We start from the raw sequence: 18746 nt of genomic DNA, 5'->3' as shown, positions 1-18746 counted from the left end.
GCCGCCGGCGCATTCGCCTTCGCCATCGCATCCGCCACCGGCGGCTTGGCTGCCTCCGGCTTGGCCGTCTCGCTGGGCTTGGCTGCCGGCTGGCCCGAGGCCTTGCGGGCATCGGCAAGCTTGTGCTGCAGCTCGGCGATCTCGTTGTCCTTGAGCGAGAGCAGGCGCTCGTTCTTGCTGTTGATGTCTTCCAGGTCCTTCAGGCGCGACTTCAACTCATTGCCCTGCTGCTGCAGGGTGACGAGCGATTCCTGACTGCGCATCAGGTCCTGGTGCAGCGCGACCATGTTCTTTTCGGCCTTGCCGCCCTTGTCACCACGGCCAGCGGCGCTGTCGGCGCCCTCCTTGGCCGGGACCAGCGCAAGGTGATCGCCCGCGGGCGCGGCGGAAGGTGCGGCCGAGGCGTTGGCGCGGGCGCCGGCGTCGGCCACGGTGGTCGGAGTGCGGGCGGCGCCGGAGCGCCAGTCGCTGTTCTGGCGGCGCACTTCGGCGACGGCGTCAGCCACCGCCATCGCCTGCGCATCTTCACGGGAAGGCACCCGCAGCACCGCGCCGGACTTCAGCGCGTTGATGTTGTCGCGGTAGAACGCATCGGGGTTGGCCTGCTTGAGGGCCAGCAGCATCTGATTGACGTCCACGCCCTTGGGCGCGACCTCGTGCGCAATGCCCGACAGGGTCTGGCCGTGCTCGACCGGACCGAAGTTGCTGCCGGCGGCGGCGCGAGGCGACGGGGCGGGCTTGGGCGCCTCGGCCGGAGCCGGAGCCGGCGCCGGAGCAGCGGCCGTTTCTGTCGACGGGGCGCTGGCCGGAGCCTGCGTCGTCGGGGCCTTGCGCGACTTCTTGGGCGCCGACTGCACCGGGGCCTGGGTGGCCGGCGCCTGGGAAGCAACGTTGGGCGGATCGAGCAGGATGGTGAACTCGCGCAGGCTCTTGCCGGCGGCGTTGTTCACCTCGACCAGCAGGTCAAGGTAGGGGTCGTTGACCGGCGCGGAGCTGGTGATGCGGATCACCTTCCGGCCATTGGCGCCATCGACCACCGCGAACTGCAGCGGCACGGTCGGGCCGGCGGCCACGCCCGCCTGGGCGGCATCCGCCGCGGAGGCCAGCTTCGCGGTGAGGTCCTGCAACTCGGCGGGGCTATCGGGATTGACCGGGATCTCGGCCAGCAGCGGCTGCCCTAGGGCCGATTTCACCTGGATCTGGCCCAGTTCCAGCGCCGCTGCCTGGCTGCTGCCCAAGGCGAGCGCCAACAGCATCGACAGCTTCAACGAACGATTCATCGTGTATTCCCCCGAACGACCCCGTGCCGTTTTTTGTTGGCTTGCCGCAAGGCGGCAGCACCTGCAACGAGGGGCCACTTTAGTTAGGTACAGGCCAATCAACAATAGCGCCGGCCAATGCTTACGTGATCTTGCTGCGGTTTGTTCTTGTGTGAAAAAGACCCGCCAGCTACCGGATCAGGGGTGACCGGCGTCCTTCGGGGCGGCCTTGAGCACTTCCAGCTGCCGTTTGAGGTCGGCAATAGCCTGGTCCTGCTGCTTCAGTTTTTCGTCCGAGTCATGGGTTCGCGACTCTTCGCGGGCGACGTCGCCCTGCAGCTGGTGGACCTCGGCCTGCTGCTGGGCGATCGCCTGATCCAGCTTCGCCTGCTGATCGATCTTGCCAGCAGGCGCCTTCTCCGTCTCTGCCGCCCGGGCCGGCAATGTGGACACCAAGGCACAACACACCAACCCGGACAGCAGCAGTTTCATTACAGGTAATCCTTGATGAGTAGTTCAGCGATTTGCACGGCGTTGAGCGCCGCACCCTTTCGAATGTTGTCCGACACGATCCACATGTCCAGGCCACGCTCGTGCGAGATGTCATCGCGGATACGGCCCACGAAGACCGGATCCTGGCCTGCCGCATCGCCCACCGGGGTGGGATAGCCGCCCGCCTTGCGCTCGTCGATCACGACCACGCCTTCGGCCTGCTCCAGCAGCTCGCGCGCCTGCGCGGCAGTGAGCTTGTCGCGGGTTTCGATGTGCACCGCCTCGGAATGGCCGTAGAACACCGGCACGCGCACCGCCGTCGGATTCACCTGGATGGTGTCGTCCTCGAGGATCTTGCGCGTCTCCCACACCATCTTCATTTCTTCCTTGGTGTAGCCGTTGGCCTGGAAGTCGTCGATGTGCGGGATGACGTTGAAGGCGATCTGCTTGGAGAACTTCTTGGTCTCCACGTCCTGGAAGCTGAGCAGGGCGGCGGTCTGCTTGCCCAGCTCGTCCATGCCGCTGCGGCCGGCGCCCGACACCGACTGGTAGGTGGCCACGTTGATGCGCTCGATGCCCGCGGCGCGATGGATCGGCGCCAGGGCCACCAGCATCTGCATAGTCGAGCAGTTCGGGTTGGCGATGATGCCGCGCGTGGTGTACTCGGCGATCGCGTGCGGGTTCACCTCACTCACCACCAGCGGGATGTCGTCCTGGTAGCGGTACTCGGAGGTGTTGTCGATCACCACTGCGCCCGCCGCGGCGGCGCGCGGGGCGTGCTCGCGGCTCACCGAGCCGCCGGCCGAGAAGAACGCGATGTCGACGCCGTCGAAATCGTAGTCGGCCAGGTTCTGGACGGTGACCGGTTTGCCGCCAAAGGTGATTTTTTCACCCGCCGAACGCTCGCTGGCCAACGGCACCAGCTCGCTTACCGGAAAATCGCGCTCGGCCAGGATGGCCAGCAGGGTTTCACCCACGGCGCCCGTCGCGCCAACCATTGCCACCTTGTAGCTGCTCTTCTTGCTCATGTCCCGTTATCAGGTAGGAGGAATCGGAAAACCGCCCCGGCGGCGCCGATCTCCGCTATCAGCGGAAATCTAGCCGGGGCGGCGCGCAAAACAACCCGCGACACGCACGGGCGTGAAAGTCATCACGCTTTGCCTGCCGTCCGGTGATGAAGCACGGCCGGATTGAGCGGCGTGGGCGGCTTCCCGGCCACCTCGCCCTGGCCCAGGGCGGCAATCACATTGTCAGCCGCCAGGTTGGCCATGGCCCGGCGTGTTTGGGCGCTGGCGCTGGCAATGTGCGGGCTGAGCACGACATTGTCCAACGCCAGCAGGTCCGGATGGACTTGCGGTTCGCCCTCGAACACATCGAGGCCGGCTGCGGCGAGCCGACCCTCGCGCAGAGCCGCCGCCAGGGAGGCATCGTCCACGATGCCGCCACGGGCGATGTTCACCAGCACCGCCGAGGGCTTCATCTGCGCCAGTTCAGGCGCGCCGATGGCATGCCTGTTGGCGGCCGTGAACGGCAGCACCAGCACCAGGAAATCGGCCTGCCGCAGCAGTTCCGGCTTGTCGACCAGGGTGGCGCGGCACTCCCGCTCGACCAGCTCAGGCAGGCGTGAGCGGTTGTGGTAGAGCACCCGCATATCGAAACCCGACGCGCGGCGCGCCACGCCCTGCCCGATCCGCCCCATGCCGAGGATGCCCAGCGTGCGGCCGTGCAGGTCGAGCCCCATCCAGTCGTCGAAGCGCATGTTGCTGCCCGGCCAGTGGCCAGCCCGAAGCCAGCGCTCGGCGGCGCCGATGCGGCGCGCCGCGGCAAGCATCAACGCCCAGGCGAAGTCGGCCACGCTCTCGTTCAACACGTCCGGCGTGTTGCTGGCGAGCACGCCGGCCCGGGTCAGCGCGTCCAGGTCCAGGTTGTTGTGGCCGACGCCGAGGTTGGCCACCACCTTCAGGCGCGTGTTGCCCTCGAGCACCGATGCGTCCACGCGGTCGCTGAGACCGACGATGGCGCCGTCCACGCCGGCCAGCTTCTGCTTCAGCTCGGTTGCGTCGTGCGGGCGATCGAGCGCCTCGGCCTCGATGTCGAAGTGTTGCGCCAGGCGCGCCAGCACCTCGGGGAACAGTGGGCGCGCAATCCAGACTTTGGGCTTGGCAGTCATCTAACGTCTACATCGCTTCTCGACCGGCCCGCCGAGCGAACCGGCCATGTTCAGGGAATACGTGGACTCATTTCGCCCACGTCGCCGCACTGGGCGCGGTGACGCAGGGCATGATCCATCAGCACCAGCGCCATCATCGCCTCGGCAATGGGCGTGGCGCGGATGCCCACACAGGGGTCGTGGCGACCCTTGGTCACCACGTCGACCGGCTCGCCGGCGAGGTTCACGCTGCGTCCGGGGATCAGGATGCTCGAGGTGGGCTTGAGCGCCATCGAGGCCACCACGGCCTGCCCGGTGCTGATGCCGCCAAGGATGCCGCCGGCGTGATTGGACGCAAAGCCGTCCATCGTGATCTCGTCGCGGTGCTGGCTGCCGTGCTGGGCGACCACCTCGAAGCCGTCGCCGATCTCCACGCCCTTCACGGCGTTGATCGACATCAGCGCCGCGGCGAGGTCGCCGTCGAGCTTGCCGTAGATCGGCTCGCCCCAGCCCGGCGGCACGCCATCGGCCACCACATTGACCCGCGCGCCCACCGAATCACCCGATTTGCGCAGCGCGTCCATGTACGACTCCAGCGTCGGCACGTCGTGCGCGTCCGGCCAGAAGAACGGGTTCTGCTCCACGGCCGCCCAGTCGAACGAGCCCGGCGTGATCTCGCCGATCTGCGAGAGATAGCCGCGCACGCGCACGCCATGCCGCTCAGCCAGCCATTTCTTGGCGATCACGCCGGCCGCCACGCGCATGGTGGTCTCGCGCGCCGAGGAGCGGCCGCCACCGCGCGGGTCGCGGATGCCGTACTTCTGCCAGTAGGTGTAGTCGGCGTGCCCGGGCCGGAAGGACTGGGCGATGTCGCCATAGTCCTTGCTGCGCTGGTCGGTGTTGCGGATCAGCAAGGCGATCGGCGTGCCGGTGGTCTTGCCTTCGTAGACGCCGGAGAGGATCTCGATCTCGTCCGCCTCACGGCGCTGCGAGGTATGCCGGCTCTTGCCGGTGGCGCGGCGATCCAGGTCGGCGCGGAACTCCTCGACGGCGATCGGCAGGCCCGGCGGGCAACCATCGATCACACAGCCAATGGCCGGGCCATGGCTTTCGCCGAAGGTGGTAACGGTGAACAGTTGGCCGAAGGAATTGCTGGACACGAGGCTCGTCGTCTGCAAGGAAACCGGCACAGCTTACCGCGTTGCAGCATCGCCTGTGTCAGTCGCGTCCATCGCCCGCCATTCACGGGCCAGCATGGCGAATACCGCATCGTCCACCCATTCGCCGTGGAAGCGCAGGCTCTCGCGGAAATGAGCCTCCTGGCGCAGGCCCAGGGCAAGCACCATGGCCATGCTGGACGCGTTGCGCGGGTCGATCGAGGCGTGCACGCGATGGACGTCCAAATGATTGAACAGAAAGCCGAACAGCCCCCGGAGCGCCTCGCGCGCATAGCCCTGGCCCTGCCGCTGCGTGGCCAGGGTGACGCCGAACTCGGCCTGGCCGTCGGCGGAGACGCAGAAGGCCAGGTCGCCGACCAGGGTTCCGTCGGCGCGCAGGCGGATCGCCCGCTGCATCCACTGCTCCGGCGCAGGGCTGGTGATCGCCGCCTGGCGCCGGATGAAGCGCTCGACCTCGGCCTGCGAGGCCGGTCGCCAGTTCTGGTAGCGCCCTACCTCGGGATCGCTGCGGTAGCCATACAGGACCGGCGCATCGTCCAGGCGGAGGGCATCGAGCCGAAGGCGTGGCGTCTCCAGCTCCATCGGCGGTCAGCGGCCCTGACGGGCCTGGGCCGCCGCGCGGATCGCGTCGGCGTGCTCGATGAGGTCGCGTCGCTCCAGCGCGAACACGCCCATGGCGCCGACTTTGAACTCGATCCACACGAACGGGACCTCCGGCAGCAGGGCCGCCAGCGCGTGCTCGCTCTCGCCCACTTCCACGATCAACAGGCCGTCCTCGGTGAGGTAGTCGGCCGCCTCGTCGAGCATGCGCACGCAGATGTCCAGGCCGTCCTCACCCGAGGTGAGTCCGAGCTTCGGCTCATGGCTGTACTCGCCCGGCAGCGCGGCGTATTCGTCCTCGGTGACGTAGGGCGGGTTCGACACGATCAGGTCGTAACGACGCCCCTTGAGCCCGTTGAACAAGTCGGACTTGATCGCCTCGACGCGGCCCTCGACGTGCTGGAACACGATGTTCTCGCGCGCCAGCGACAGTGCGTCGTCGCTGATGTCGACGATGTCGACCTGCCAGTCGACGTTGTACTCGGCCATGGCGATGCCGATGCAGCCGGAGCCGGTGCACAGGTCCAGCGCGCGCTCGACGTGGCGATGGTCCAGCCACGGCTGGAAGCCCGACTCGATCAGCTCGGCGATCGGCGAACGCGGCACCAGGGCGCGACGGTCGCTCTTGAACTTCAGCCCGGCGAACCAGGTTTCACCTACCAGGTAGGCCACCGGCAGCCGCTCGTTGACGCGACGCTCGATCAGCGCCAGCACGCGCTCGCGCTCCTCGGTGGTCAGGCGGCCGGCTCCATAGGCCGGCGGGATGTCCGGCGGCAGGTGCAGGCTGGCCAGCACCAGATGGGTGGCCTCGTCGATCGGGTTGTCGTGGCTGTGCCCGAAGGTAAGCCCGGCCGCCGAGAAGCGGCTGGCGCCGTAACGGATGAAGTCGATGATGGAGGCGAGTTCGTGGGTCACGGCGGGAATTTGGACGTCGAGGGGTCGCACAGTATAGCCGGCGCGGCCATGGGGACGGGCCGGGACGCCGCCAGGGTCCCCCCGGGTGAAACCGCGAGGTGCGTCGCAATAACTGTCACGCCCGCCATCTGGCCGATTGTCCGGCCGGATCAGGGCTGACAAGAATCCGCCCGCGACCAGCCAAGGAGGGGTCTGCCGGCTGGGCGCACTTCACTTCATCAAGGGGAAAACATGAATCCAGGGAAGCTGTTCGTCGCAGCCGCCATGGCTGTGGCCTTTTCTTCGCCGGTCATCGCTCGGGACAACGAAGGTGGTTCCACCACCGTGTCGCCATGGCCATCGTTTCTGCAGGAAGCCAACGAGGTGTTCCGTCCCGATTATTCCTATGTCGCGCCGGATGACGTGGACGGCGACGGCCTGAGCGATCTGCTCTGGTACAACGCCAGGGAGCACAAGGTCGGCTACTGGCTGTCGACGTGGACGTACACCTACCCGTACACCTACGCGTCTGGCGCGCGCCAGACGTTCAACGTCCCTTCCGACTACTACGTGGGCGCGGCGGGCGATCTGAACGGCGACCGCAAGGTCGACCTCGTGCTGACCAGCGCCAAGCGCGATCTCTGGCTCTGGGCCTCCAACGGCGCCGGATTCGATGCCAGCCGCATCGGTGAGTATCCCGAGGGTTGGCAGTTGCTTGGCGCGGGCGACATCGACGGTGACAACAATGCCGACCTGCTGTGGTGGAACGAGCGCAAATGCGAGTTCGGCTACTGGCGCATGCAGGGCGCGATCGTGCTGGAGAAGAAGACGATCAAGGCGACCTGCGGCTATCACGTGGCCGCCATCGGCCACTTCATGCAGACGAACCACCTGGACCTGTTGTGGACCAGCGACGCGCACGACGTCTATCTGTGGGCAGGCTCCGACACGGGCTTTACCTCGACCTTCCTGGGCAATTACGACCCGCAGGGCCACATCATCGGCGCGGCCATCGCGGGCGATTTCGGCGGCATCAACGTGTACGTGCAGAATGACGCCGCCATGCAGTTCACCCAGTACGAGTGGGTTCGCTACTTCGATGCGCAGGGCAACGTAGGCCAGACCACGTTCAACGCGATCCGCAGCCTGCCCATCAACCCGGGCGATTACCTGGGCGCCACGGGTAACCTGGACGGGGCAAACGAAGCGGTGCTGGTGTGGGGCAACGATTCGGTGAACGCGGCAAGCACGCCCAGGTTGCCGGGCGGCCTGACCTGGTACACCAATACCGTCGGCGCCTTCAGCCCGTTCAGTAACCCCTGGCAATCCGCATCCATCGCGAGCTACCCGGCAGGTTGGTCGCTGCTGGGCTCGGGCCATTGATGCACGAAGGTCGGCGGCCCCGAGCCGCCGACCTTCCTCGCGCCTCATCCATGGCGCCGACCCAATCTGCGGCGGCATCGTTCATACTTGCCGGATGACCTTTAACGTACTCCTGCAATACATCCTGCCCCACCGCGCCCTGTCGCGGGTGGTCTACTGGGCCACGCGCTGGACCTTCGCGCCGTGGAAGAACTTCCTGATCAGCACCATCGTGCGCAACTACCAGGTCAACATGGCGGAGGCGGCCCAGCCCGACCCGCTGGCCTACCAGCACTTCAATGCGTTCTTCACCCGCAAGCTGCGGCCGGACGCACGCCTGGCGGACTCCGATCCGAGGGCCCTGCTCTCGCCTGCCGACGGCAAGATCAGCCAGGCCGGCAAGATCGTCGATGGCCGCATCTTCCAGGCCAAGGGCCAGGAGTACACCGCCGCCGAGCTGCTGGGCGACGAGGCCAGCGCCGCGCCGTATCGCAATGGCCGCTTCGCCACCATCTACCTGTCGCCGCGCGACTACCACCGCGTGCACATGCCGCTGAAAGGCACGCTGAGGGAGACGGTGCATGTGCCCGGCCGCATCTTCAGCGTGGCGCCGTTCGCGGTGGAGGCGATCCCGCGCCTGTTCGCCCGCAACGAGCGGTTGGTCTGCCATTTCGAGGGTGAGCACGGTCCGTTCGTGCTGGTGATGGTGGGCGCCATCCTGGTGTCCAGCGTGGCCACCGTATGGGATGGCCTGGTGATTCCCCCTTACGCCCCCTCGATCCGCCGCAAGTCCTTCGCCGGCCAGAACATTTCACTGGAGCGATTCGCCGAGGCGGCGCGCTTCAACATGGGCTCCACGGTGATCCTGCTGTTCCCCGAAGGCATGACCGAGCTCGATGCGCTGCAGCCGCAGCAGGCGGTGCAGGTGGGCCAGCGGCTGGGCGTGACGCTCAAGCCCTGATCACGATGCGTCAAATTATTGACGCGGTAAGTGACGCTTTCCGTCGTTTTGTGACCTTTTTGGCGCACCGCTGCGTCGGGCAGGGCTAAGCTCTTGTCCGGCGCCGCTCTACGCGGCCGCCATTCCAGGGGCCTGACCGAAGGACACTCCATGCGCATCGTCACCCGCCTGATCGTGATGACCCGCGGCCACCAGCTTGGCCGCCAGCTGCACGACATCGAACGCAGCATCCGCGCCCTGCCCAAGCGCAGCCGCGCCCGGCTGGGCACCATGGCTTTGCGCGAGATTGGTCAGGCGTCGCGCGCCGAATTTCCTCACCTGTACGGCACGCCGCCGGAAGAGCGCTACCTGCCCTGGGGCCAGGGCACCGACATCGGTTTCGCCCGCGCCCGCTCGGACAATGCCGAGGTGGCCATGCGCGGCATTGCGCTGTGGCTGGCGGTGGCCTATCACGAGACCAAGGACACGCCGCACCAGAACCTCAAGGTGCACCATCGTGGACTGATGCGGTTGCTGCGCGAGCTCAAGGAAGACCACCGCACCGACCCCAGCCAGAAGTGGGCGCCGCAGGCCACTGCCGCCGCCTGAGCGGATTGCCGTGAAAGAAAACGCCGCCCCTCGGGGCGGCGTTTTTTCTTTGAGCCCTCTGTCGCGACGATGGGCTCAGCGACAGCTCGGCAACTTCAGGGTCTGGCCCGGCTTGATGTGCTGCTGGCTGAGGCCGTTCATCTCCGCCACCTCCTGCACCGAGGAGCAACCCAGGCGGTTGACGATGCTGGTGAGGGTGTCGCCGCGGCGCACCGTATAGCTGCGCGCCTTGCCCGAGCCGGATGAGCGCGACGGCGCCGGCGGAGGCGCCGGGGTCGCCGGCACGACCGGCAACACCGCCGTGTGCAGGTCGTTGGCGAGGATCGGCCACGGGCCATCGACGCAACGCGCCCCGTAGGGACGCTCCAGCAGCTTGGGCACGATGATGCGCGTGCCTGTCGGCTGCGCGGCCTGCGGGTCCAACCGCGGGTTGAGGTTTCGCAGGGTACGGAACCAGCCGTCGCTCATACCGCCCGCCGATCCCAGGCACACCGTGAGTTCGGTCAGCGAAGCCGGTCGGCTGAGCACAATGCTGCCCTGGGCGCCGTCCACGCGCGGGAAGCGCAGGTTGTAGCTCTCCGGGTGCAGGAACAGCCACGCCGCCGCCAGCACGGCCGGCACGTAGTCGCGGGTTTCCTGCGAGAGCTGGTTGTAGATGACCGGGTCGTACAGGCTGACCGCGGTGTTGTCGCCGACCAAGCGGCGCATGCGTCCCTCGCCGCCGTTGTAGGCAGCCAGGGTCAGCTCGAGGTTGTCGTTGAATGCCCTGAGCTGCTCGTTCATGTACTCGGCGTTGGCGCGCGCCGAGGCGGCGGGATCGAAGCGCGAATCGAAGCCGTCTTCGGTGGTGAGGCCAAAACGCAGGCCGGTGGCGTACATGAACTGCAACGGTCCGGCCGCGCCCGAGCGCGACACCGCATGCACCTTGCCGCCGGATTCCTTGGCCATGATGCCGAACAGCAAAGCCTCGGGCAGATCCTGCCGCTGGTACTCCGGCCACATCTGGTAGCGCAGGAACTGGTAGTTGACGTAGGCATCCATCAGGTTGCCTCGCCACTGGGTGAGCCACATTTCCAGCGCCGCCTTCACCGGGCCATTCATGGCGATCAGCTGGGACAGCTGCTGTCCGTGCAGCAACGTGACGCTGCGTTGCGCCTCGGGCAGGCTGGCCGCGCCGCTCTTGCCGCTGCTTCCTTCCGGCGGGTCGTCGTCCATCCCGTCCACGTCGTCGCCGAGCGCAAAGTTGCTGTCCTTCAGGCGCAACAGGCGGTCGAACACCGAGAAGAAGCGTTGCGGATCGCATCCGGGCGTTGACGAACAATGCGCCGACGCGACCTTGAGCTGGTCAAGCGCGGCGGCGAGCGTCTTTTGCGAAGCCTGCGTGTTGCCCGCGCGTGCTTGCGCCACCGCCGTCTCATAACCCTTGCTGGCCTGATCCAGCTGCGCGTAGAGGTCGCTGGCCTGCGCCGTCGGCTTGGCTGCGCCGGAAGACGCACACGCCGCGAGCAGCATGATGGCGCCGGCCAGGGGAGCCAGGCGCAGGGAGCGGAAATAGGCGTGGGGAGCCATGGAAAACTTCACGTTCGGACCGAAGGGCCGACCTTACTGCGCCCGGGGCGCGCGACTCAACACGTTTGCTCCCGATGCGACGCCGCAGCAACGCGCTAGCGGGCGCCATCCGCCGCCAAGGTATGCTCGCGTCCATGGCAAAGTCGGCCAGTCGCGGTCGCATCGCGACTCGGCGAACAGATGATGCGCGGCGTGCGGGACGACGCCTACAGCGACGAGCGCTGAGCCGGGCGCCGATCCAGGGAACAAGACAACCAAGGGAATCCATGCCTCGCATCGCCACCGTCTCGCCCGACACACCCTTCGCCGAGCGCTTTGTCGCCGGTCTCGGCTATCCCGTGCGCGGCGCGGGCCTCGCCTCCTGCGTGGTGCTTGCACTACTGCACTGCCTGGCGATCCTGCCGGCCTTCATGGGCATCTTCGCCAGCTTCGCGCTGTGGGCCGCCACCTGGCGCTACGCGGCCACCTGCCTGCTGCATACCGCCAACGGCTACGCCGATCCGCCCGACGTGGGCGTGGAAGAGAATCCGGCGGCCGGCAACGGGCTGATGGCGATCCATCTGTTCGCCATGGCGCTGTGCCTGCTGAGCGCGCTCTTCTATCCACCCGCACTGTGGCCGCTGATGGTCCTGTTCGCGGTGATGCTGCCCGCCATCGACATGTCCCTCGCCTTCGACGGCAATCTGGAACTGGCCATGAGCCCGGTGACCTGGTGGGACGTGATCGGCCGCTTCGGCGCCGCCTACCTCATCCCGGTTGGGCTCAACCTCCTCACCGGCGCGCTGATCGTGGCCGCTTCCGTCGCCACGGCGTACCTGCCCCGGGTGTTCGCACTGCCGCTGTTCGGCTTCGCCTACACCTACCTCATCATCCTCAACCTGCACCTCATGGGCGCGATGATCCACCAGCGGCACGAGAGCTTCGGCCTTGAGCCGGAGGCCGAAGAGCTGGTTCGCGAGAGTGGCCAGGATGCCGACACTCAGCTGCTCGACCAGGTTCAGGCCGTCGCCGCGACCGATCGGCGCGCCGCGATCGCCCTGCTGGTCGCGCGCATGCAGGACCGCAGCGCGCCGGCATCGCTGCACCAGGCCTACCGCGACCTGCTGCGCCAGGAAGGCCTGCGCGACGGACTGCTGGAGCATGGCCAGATCTGGATCGCCGCGCTGATGGCCAACGGCGAATCGCGCCGCGCGCTGGGCCTGGCGCAGGATTGCCTGGAGCTGGATGCCGGCTTCGTGCCGGACGACCCGGGCAACGCCGCCGCCTTGGCCGAACAGGCCGCACGCGCAGGCATGAGCCGGCTGGCGCTCAAACTTTGCCGCGGCTTCCTGACCCGGTGGCCGCGCTCACCCGAGGCGCCTCGCGTCGGCTTGCTGGCGGCGCGGCTGCTGTCCCAGGAGCTCGGCCAGCGCACCGAGGCAGGCGTGCTGCTTGGTCGGCTCGCGGCGGCCTGGCCGCAGCATCCGCTGCACGAAGAGATGGTGACCCTGGCGCAGCAACTACAGCAACGGCCCGACCCGGCCTGAACTGGGCGTCCGCCAGCGTCCCCGCGGGCCCTCATGCCGGACCGACGATTTGCATCGCACCGCTGCGCCTACCGCCCCTACTGCCGATAAAATCGCCTGCCAACCGGTCGTGCATTGGATCTTCCGAACATGAGTCGCTGGCGCCCGCCTGCTCCCCACTCCACCGCCATCATCACCCGCGACGGCTTCGAAAAGCTCAAGGCCGAACTCGACCATCTCTGGCACACGCTGCGACCGGAGGTGGTGAAAGCGCTGGCGGCCGCCGCGGCCGAGGGCGACCGTTCGGAGAACGCCGAATACACCTATCGCAAGAAGCAGCTCGGAGAGATCGACCGCCGTGTGCGCTACCTGAGCAAGCGCATCCCGTCGCTGAAAGTGGCCGAAGGCGCGCCGGCAGACCGCAGCGTGGTGTTTTTCGGCGCCAGCATTGAACTGGAGAACGTCGACTCCGGCGAAAGCGTGCTGTATCGCATCGTCGGTCCGGACGAGACCGACGCCCGCCAGGGCTGGATCAGCATCGACTCGCCGTTGGCCAGGGCAGCGCTGAAAAAGCGCCTGGACGACGAATTCGAAGCCGAACTGCCGGGCGGGCGCACGCGCTTCGTGATCGTGGCGGTCGAGTACCTCGACCAGGGATGCCCTGGCTGAGGGTCCGCCGCCAACACTCCGCAGCGACCTGAGCCCGTCAGATGGGCGAATCCAGGCGATACCGACGCGGCATCGCTAGGCGCGCTTACGGCTGCGCCGGTTGGGCTGGCTGCATCAGCGCCGCGATCTGGGCTTGATGCGCGTCGACAAAGCGGATGTTTTCGGGATTGACCCAGACCTGGTTGAGGTTGCTGGCGAGGGCCGGGTCGTTGCGCGCCTGCACCGCCAGGATCGCGTTGGTCAGCGCGATATTGGCGAGGATGAACTCGCGCGGCGTGAAGCCGTACTTCTTCACCAGCGCCGGAATGCGCGGATCGCCGGCCATCGCCTGATTCGCCAGGTCGTTGAGGCTGTGCACCTTGGTGGGATCGGGCGCCGCCTGCGGCCGGATGCCGGTGCTTTGCGCCTCACGTGTGGCCGCAGCCAGGCGATTGAACACGTCCTCGTTGAGCGTGTAGCTCTTGATCTGTTGCTTGTCGGCCTCGGGCAGGCCCGAAGGCGCGGTCTGGGCATGGGCAAGCGGCGCGATGCCGATCACGGCCGCCAGCAGGCCAAGGCAGCAGGCGCGCAGGAATCGATCGAAGGCAGGCATGGGAACTCCGTGGGATGGTGGGAAGCCGGACGGTGCAGCAGGCCGCCACCCTAGCATCACGCGCTTGAATGCCACTTCAGTGGCGATCCAGCAGCGCGGTGGCCTTGCGGTAGTCGACGTCGATCTGCTGCAGACGCGCGTCACGCGCCTGCTCGTTGACCCAGCGGGCATGCGCTGCCTGCTCGCGGATCAGCTGGAACTCCAGTTCGATGAAGGGCTGCAGCACACGATTGTCGGCGGCGGCGAAACCGGCCAGGTCAGGGATGCGCGCCAGGTTCGCCCGCTCGCGATCCCCGGCCGCCCCGGGCGACTGGCCGTAGGCTCGCATGAACGCCACCAACTGGCTTCGCAAGGGTTCGGGCAGGTTATCGCGTACGACCAGTACACCCGTGGGGATCAGGGTGGAGCGCCAGATCACCCGGACCTGCGCCGCCTCATCGGGAAAAGTACGACGGAACAGGTCCAGATCGGGATTGTTGTTGGTGGCGACGTCCACCTCGCCGTTGACCACCGCGAGCGCATTGTTCTGGTGGTTGCCGACGCGGACGCTGGCGAAGAAGGTGTCCGAGTTCAGCCCCCTCGGGGCGAACACTTCCGCCTCGGGCGCCACGTACCCGGTGACCGACAGCGTCTCGCCACGCGCATAGCGCCAATACCGCGGCTTGGCCAGCAGGTCCTTCAGCGAATGTATCGGGCTGTCGCTGCGCACGATCAGCAAGGCCACGTTGCCCTTGGCCCCGTCGCTGCGCACGAATTGCGCGATCACGCCCATGCGCTGGTGCTGCACCGCTTCGATGGCGAGGCGCCCGGAGAGGAAGGCGATATCCACGCGCTGCTCGCTGATCGCGCCGGACAGGCCGGCATAGCTGCTCACCGACACCGCCGTCACCGGATGCCCCAGCTTCTTTTCGAGATCCTGCAACAGCGGCTGCCATTGCTGACGGGATTCGGCCGCACTGCCGATCGGCAGGATGCCAAAGCGGATCGCCGGCGTAGGCGCAGGCACGACATCGCCCGCCCACACGGGCGCTGCCAGGACCACCAGCCAGGCCAACAGGCCGGCCTGCCATCGGCCAGCCCAGCGTGCTCCCCTGCGCCATCGATGAGCCGTGTCCATCGGACTTCTCCCCGCGCTCCGCTGCACCAGCGTTGTAGCGCGATTGCGGGCCCCTCGCAATTTTTCGCGCCCTGGCGGGCCTTTGGCGGCTGGAATACCCGGTTTTCTGTATCGTTTGGGTAACACTCGATGCCCATGCAGGAGCGCACTCCATGCGCGGGCACGACGCTGACACCCACGTCAGTGAGTCGCGCAAACGGCACCCTTTCGCAACGGAGCACTGATGGCGCTCCTCAGTGGCGTTCTTCGAGTGTTTTCCAGATCTGCAGCGGCTGTGGATAGCTGCGCCCGGCGCGGCGCGGCTGGTAGCAGGCGGCTTCGCGATGGAAGTCCTCGCAGCCATTGGCGGGATGCCAACCCGGCAGTCCGGACAGTGGCAAGGGCCGCAACTCCAACGGGTCACGCAGCAACTGCCCTGCGCCAATGGCGCGGGCGCAGTGGGCGACAGCATGGTCCAGCGGAGCATCGCCGACGACCACCAGGGCCTTGCCGACGAGCAGCTTGTCTGGCGTCAGCGCATGCTCCAGCAAGGCGTGCCCGAATACTTCCAAGCGGGCGCGCCCATCGAGCCAGGCCTCGCGCTGACGCCAGAACAGCCCATGCCAGTCGTGGGCATCCCATAGCTCCAGCAGGGCATGGTCGCGCAGCATCACGATCACTCCGGCCTCGTCGAAGTGGGTCATGGCGTATTGCGGACGCGAGCGCTCGCGCGGGCCCATGTGACCGATCTCGGCTACCTGTTGTGCGTTGAGCGCGCGCTTGAGGGCGCCGTGACGCAGCCAGACCATGGCGTTGAACAGGTCATGCCAGTTCGCTTCGCGCGTGGCGATCACTCCACGCTGCGCGATGCGCTGCTCGTAATGCAGGCCGTCCCCGAGCAGGGACGGCGTCTGGGCCTCGAAGCGCTCGGCCATGTCGACCGGGCGCGCGGCATTGAGCTGGGCGATGAGCGGCCACGACTCCGATTCCAGCCACGCGGCGTACTCACGCCAGCCCGACAGCGGCCACCGTGAAAAGGCCGCGGGATCGACCGTGCCCCGCTGCGGCGCGATGTAGCGCATCACGCCGCGCCGCGCATCAGCCCGCCAGGCGGGCGTGCAGGTCGTGCTCGTCGGCGTCTTCGACCACCACGTCGACGAACTGGCCGGGCTTCAGCAGCTGCCCGTTGGCGATATGCACCACGCCGTCGATTTCCGGCGCGTCGGACGCGGAACGCGCGACCGCGCCATGGGCGCCTGCTTCATCGACAAGCACCTTCAGCGTGCGACCAATCTTGCGCTGCAGCTTGGCGGCGGAGATTTCCGCCTGCACCGCCATGAACTGCTCGAGGCGATCTTCCTTGAGTTCTTCCGAGACCGGATTGGGCAACTCGTTGGCCTTGGCGCCCTCCACCGGCGAATAGGCGAACGCGCCGACGCGGTCGAGCTCCGCCTCGCGCAGGAAGTCAAGCAGCTCCTCGAACTCCGCGTCCGTTTCGCCCGGGAAACCCACGATGAAGGTGCTGCGGATGGTGAGATCCGGCACCGCCTTGCGCCAGTTGCGAATGCGCTCGAGCGTCTTGTCGATGTTGCCCGGGCGCTTCATCAGCTTGAGGATGCGCGGGCTGGCGTGCTGGAACGGAATGTCGAGGTACGGAAGGATCTTGCCCTCCGCCATCAACGGCATCACCTCGTCCACGTGCGGGTACGGGTAGACGTAGTGCAGTCGCGTCCACACGCCCAGCTCGGACAGGCCATCGCACAGCTCGGTCATACGCGTGCGGTAGCTCTTGTCGCGCCACTGGCGCTCGGCGTACTTCACGTCCACGCCGTAAGCACTGGTGTCCTGCGAGATCACCAGCAGTTCCTTCACGCCGCCCTTCACCAGGCGCTCGGCTTCCACCAGCACTTCATCGACCGGACGCGACACGAGGTCGCCGCGCATCGACGGGATGATGCAGAAGCTGCAGCGATGGTTGCAGCCCTCGGAAATCTTCAGGTACGCGTAGTGCTTGGGCGTGAGCTTGATGCCGGTGTCCGGAATGATGTCCAGCAGCGGATTGCGCTGGGGCGGCAGCGCCGAGTGCACCGCGCTCATCACGCTGGCGTAGTCCTGCGGGCCGGTGATGGCGAGCACGTCCGGATAGGCCTCGCGGATCAGCTCCGAGCGCTTGCCCAGGCAACCGGTGACGATCACCTTGCCGTTCTCGTGCAGCGCTTCGCCGATCGCGTCCAGCGATTCCTGCACAGCCGCATCAATGAAGCCGCAGGTGTTGACCACCACCGCGTCGGCCGCGCCGTAGCTGGGCACGATCTCGTAACCCTCGACCTTCAGCTGGGTGAGGATGCGCTCGGAATCGACCAGGGCCTTGGGACAGCCAAGACTGACGAAACCGACTTTGGGCGAGGCCTGCGACATGAAGGGGCAACCGTAACTATGCGGAAAACGGACGATTATAGCTCAGGTCGGTCCCAATCCCTGAACGACTACAATGACTGTCTCACTACCGAGGGAGCGTCGCCATGGGCCAGACCATCAACCTCAACACCACGCGCATGCAGTGCATCGGCGCCTATCTGGCCACGCCTGCGGGCAAGCCCAAGGGCGGCGTCGTGGTGATCCAGGAGATTTTCGGGGTGAATGAGCACATCCGCCGCGTCGCCGATGGCTACGCCGAGGCCGGCTACACCGCTGTCGCGCCGAGCTTCTTCGACCATCTCGAGACCGGCGTGGAGCTGGGCTACAACGAAACCGGATACGCACGCGGCCGCGAACTGGTGACGGAACTGGGGCTGGAACGCGCGGTGGAAGACGTGGCCAGCGCCGCCGAGGCGATCTCCTCCGCCGGGCGCATCGGCACGGTGGGCTACTGCTGGGGCGGCACGGTGGCGATGCTCGCGGCTATGCGCCTGGGCCTGCCCTCGGTGAGCTACTACGGCGCGCGCAACGTGCCTTTCCTCGGTGAGAAGCCGAAGGCGCCAGTCATGTTCCACTTCGGCGAGAAGGACAAGAGCATCCCGCCGGAGATGGTGGAGAAGCACCGCCAGATGCTGCCACAAATGGAAGTGTTCACTTACCCGGCCGACCATGCCTTCAATCGCGACGTGGGCGCCCAGTACGACCCCTCAAGCGCCAGACTGGCCTACCAGCGCACCCTTTCCTTCTTCGAGCAGCACCTGGCGCACGGCGCATGAGCGAGACGACCTTCGAGCTTGACCCGCGCCTCGCCGCTGACACCGTGCTGGTGGCCTCGCTCGCCCTGTGCGACGTGCGGCTGATGAACGACACACGCTTTCCCTGGCTGGTGCTGACGCCACGTCGCGCCGGGCTCGTCGAGATATGCGACCTCGCCGACGATGAGCAATGCGTGCTGTGGCGGGAGGTCAAGCTGGCGTCCCAGGCGCTTCGCGAAACGGCCCCCCACGACAAGCTCAATCTCGGCGCGCTCGGCAACATCGTCCGCCAGTTGCACGTGCATGTGGTCGGCCGCCGCGAAGGCGATGCGGCGTGGCCAGGCCCGGTGTGGGGCAGCGGCAAGGCCGTGGCGTACGAAGCCGAGGCGCTGGCGCGGATGCTGGAAGCGCTGCGCAAGGCATTGGCGCGATAAGACGGGCCTGACGCGCACGAGGCGCGTTTCCTGAAAAAGCCCTGCCTCTGAAAGAGCGCGCCCTGTGCGCGATCCAACCTCGCCCTGCCGCTGCGCAATCGCGCATCACCGCGTCGCAGCTTCATTGCCATCAGTCACATAGCGCATCTATCCACAGGCTTTCCTCGCGCGCATCCACATTCGCTGTGGAAAACATTCGAGCTGGCGACAGATCGCACGCAGGGC

Annotated in this window: 19 protein-coding genes; 7 read left to right on the top strand and 12 right to left on the bottom strand. The window is 67.0% G+C overall.

Translation table 11 applies throughout. The features are described from left to right. The 7 genes from DVT68_RS13970 to prmB form a co-directional block, all read right to left on the bottom strand. A partial coding sequence (locus DVT68_RS13970) for a type IV pilus assembly protein FimV (protein WP_325050433.1) occupies positions 1 to 1280 on the bottom strand: 1280 nt, incomplete at its 3' end. A gap of 177 nt (positions 1281 to 1457) precedes the next feature. Next, positions 1458 to 1751, bottom strand: a complete 294-nt coding sequence (locus DVT68_RS13965) for a hypothetical protein (protein ID WP_114825698.1) — start codon at positions 1749 to 1751, stop codon at positions 1458 to 1460. Further along, complete coding sequence (locus DVT68_RS13960; protein WP_114825697.1) at positions 1751 to 2779, bottom strand: aspartate-semialdehyde dehydrogenase; 1029 nt, start codon at positions 2777 to 2779, stop codon at positions 1751 to 1753. The genes DVT68_RS13965 and DVT68_RS13960 overlap by 1 nt, the downstream gene beginning before the upstream one ends. A 122-nt stretch (positions 2780 to 2901) precedes the next feature. Next, positions 2902 to 3921 carry a 2-hydroxyacid dehydrogenase gene (locus tag DVT68_RS13955; RefSeq protein WP_114825696.1) on the bottom strand — a complete coding sequence of 340 codons (1020 nt, stop codon included), beginning with the start codon at positions 3919 to 3921 and terminating at the stop codon, positions 2902 to 2904. Positions 3922 to 3971: 50 nt separating this feature from the next. Then, positions 3972 to 5060 (bottom strand): chorismate synthase, encoded by a 1089-nt coding sequence (gene aroC, locus DVT68_RS13950; RefSeq protein ID WP_114825855.1) that lies wholly within the window; start codon positions 5058 to 5060, stop codon positions 3972 to 3974. 33 nt (positions 5061 to 5093) lie between these two features. Continuing rightward, entirely contained in the window at positions 5094 to 5660 is a 567-nt protein-coding gene (locus tag DVT68_RS13945; protein ID WP_114825695.1) for a GNAT family N-acetyltransferase, read from the bottom strand. Between the two features lie 6 nt (positions 5661 to 5666). Beyond that, positions 5667 to 6593: a 50S ribosomal protein L3 N(5)-glutamine methyltransferase gene (gene prmB / locus DVT68_RS13940; RefSeq protein ID WP_114825694.1), complete on the bottom strand. Its 927-nt coding sequence runs from the start codon at positions 6591 to 6593 to the stop codon at positions 5667 to 5669. A 231-nt stretch (positions 6594 to 6824) separates the two neighbouring features. On the opposite strand from prmB, the gene DVT68_RS13935 reads away from it, so the two are divergent. The 3 genes from DVT68_RS13935 (at position 6825) to DVT68_RS13925 (ending at position 9483) form a co-directional block, all read left to right on the top strand. Beyond that, positions 6825 to 7955, top strand: a complete 1131-nt coding sequence (locus DVT68_RS13935) for an FG-GAP repeat domain-containing protein (protein WP_114825693.1) — start codon at positions 6825 to 6827, stop codon at positions 7953 to 7955. Positions 7956 to 8049: 94 nt separating this feature from the next. After that, a complete protein-coding gene (gene asd / locus DVT68_RS13930) occupies positions 8050 to 8895 on the top strand; it encodes an archaetidylserine decarboxylase (RefSeq protein ID WP_114825692.1) in 846 nt (281 codons plus the stop codon). 150 nt (positions 8896 to 9045) lie between these two features. Continuing rightward, a complete protein-coding gene (locus tag DVT68_RS13925; RefSeq protein WP_114825691.1) occupies positions 9046 to 9483 on the top strand; it encodes a hypothetical protein in 438 nt (145 codons plus the stop codon). A gap of 75 nt (positions 9484 to 9558) precedes the next feature. Here DVT68_RS13925 and DVT68_RS13920 read toward each other — a convergent pair whose 3' ends face one another. Continuing rightward, a complete protein-coding gene (locus DVT68_RS13920) occupies positions 9559 to 11052 on the bottom strand; it encodes a transglycosylase SLT domain-containing protein (protein ID WP_114825690.1) in 1494 nt (497 codons plus the stop codon). A gap of 266 nt (positions 11053 to 11318) precedes the next feature. Here DVT68_RS13920 and DVT68_RS13915 point away from each other — a divergent pair, with 266 nt between their 5' ends. Together DVT68_RS13915 and greB are read left to right on the top strand one after the other, a co-directional pair. Next, positions 11319 to 12578: a hypothetical protein gene (locus tag DVT68_RS13915; protein ID WP_114825689.1), complete on the top strand. Its 1260-nt coding sequence runs from the start codon at positions 11319 to 11321 to the stop codon at positions 12576 to 12578. Positions 12579 to 12707: 129 nt separating this feature from the next. Next, positions 12708 to 13226 carry a transcription elongation factor GreB gene (greB, locus tag DVT68_RS13910; protein WP_114825688.1) on the top strand — a complete coding sequence of 173 codons (519 nt, stop codon included), beginning with the start codon at positions 12708 to 12710 and terminating at the stop codon, positions 13224 to 13226. Positions 13227 to 13311: 85 nt separating this feature from the next. On the opposite strand, the gene DVT68_RS13905 is transcribed toward greB, so the two are convergent. From DVT68_RS13905 to rimO, 4 genes are all read right to left on the bottom strand, one after another. Beyond that, entirely contained in the window at positions 13312 to 13818 is a 507-nt protein-coding gene (locus DVT68_RS13905) for a hypothetical protein (protein WP_114825687.1), read from the bottom strand. Between the two features lie 76 nt (positions 13819 to 13894). After that, positions 13895 to 14935, bottom strand: a complete 1041-nt coding sequence (gene phnD, locus DVT68_RS13900; RefSeq protein ID WP_114825686.1) for a phosphate/phosphite/phosphonate ABC transporter substrate-binding protein — start codon at positions 14933 to 14935, stop codon at positions 13895 to 13897. Positions 14936 to 15168: 233 nt separating this feature from the next. Beyond that, on the bottom strand, positions 15169 to 15996 hold the full coding sequence (locus tag DVT68_RS13895; protein ID WP_114825685.1) for a DUF3025 domain-containing protein: 828 nt from the start codon (positions 15994 to 15996) through the stop codon (positions 15169 to 15171). Between the two features lie 16 nt (positions 15997 to 16012). After that, positions 16013 to 17332 carry a 30S ribosomal protein S12 methylthiotransferase RimO gene (rimO, locus tag DVT68_RS13890; protein ID WP_114825684.1) on the bottom strand — a complete coding sequence of 440 codons (1320 nt, stop codon included), beginning with the start codon at positions 17330 to 17332 and terminating at the stop codon, positions 16013 to 16015. Between the two features lie 104 nt (positions 17333 to 17436). On the opposite strand from rimO, the gene DVT68_RS13885 reads away from it, so the two are divergent. Further along, positions 17437 to 18108, top strand: a complete 672-nt coding sequence (locus DVT68_RS13885; protein ID WP_114825683.1) for a dienelactone hydrolase family protein — start codon at positions 17437 to 17439, stop codon at positions 18106 to 18108. After that, positions 18105 to 18521: an HIT domain-containing protein gene (locus DVT68_RS13880; protein ID WP_114825682.1), complete on the top strand. Its 417-nt coding sequence runs from the start codon at positions 18105 to 18107 to the stop codon at positions 18519 to 18521. Before DVT68_RS13885 ends, DVT68_RS13880 begins: the two co-directional genes overlap by 4 nt. Positions 18522 to 18746: the final 225 nt, after the last annotated feature.

It is taken from the genome of Dyella solisilvae (genome assembly GCF_003351225.1).
Lineage (GTDB): Bacteria > Pseudomonadota > Gammaproteobacteria > Xanthomonadales > Rhodanobacteraceae > Dyella > Dyella solisilvae.
Note: the sequence above shows the minus strand (reverse complement) of the source record. Positions and strands in the feature narration are given on the sequence as shown.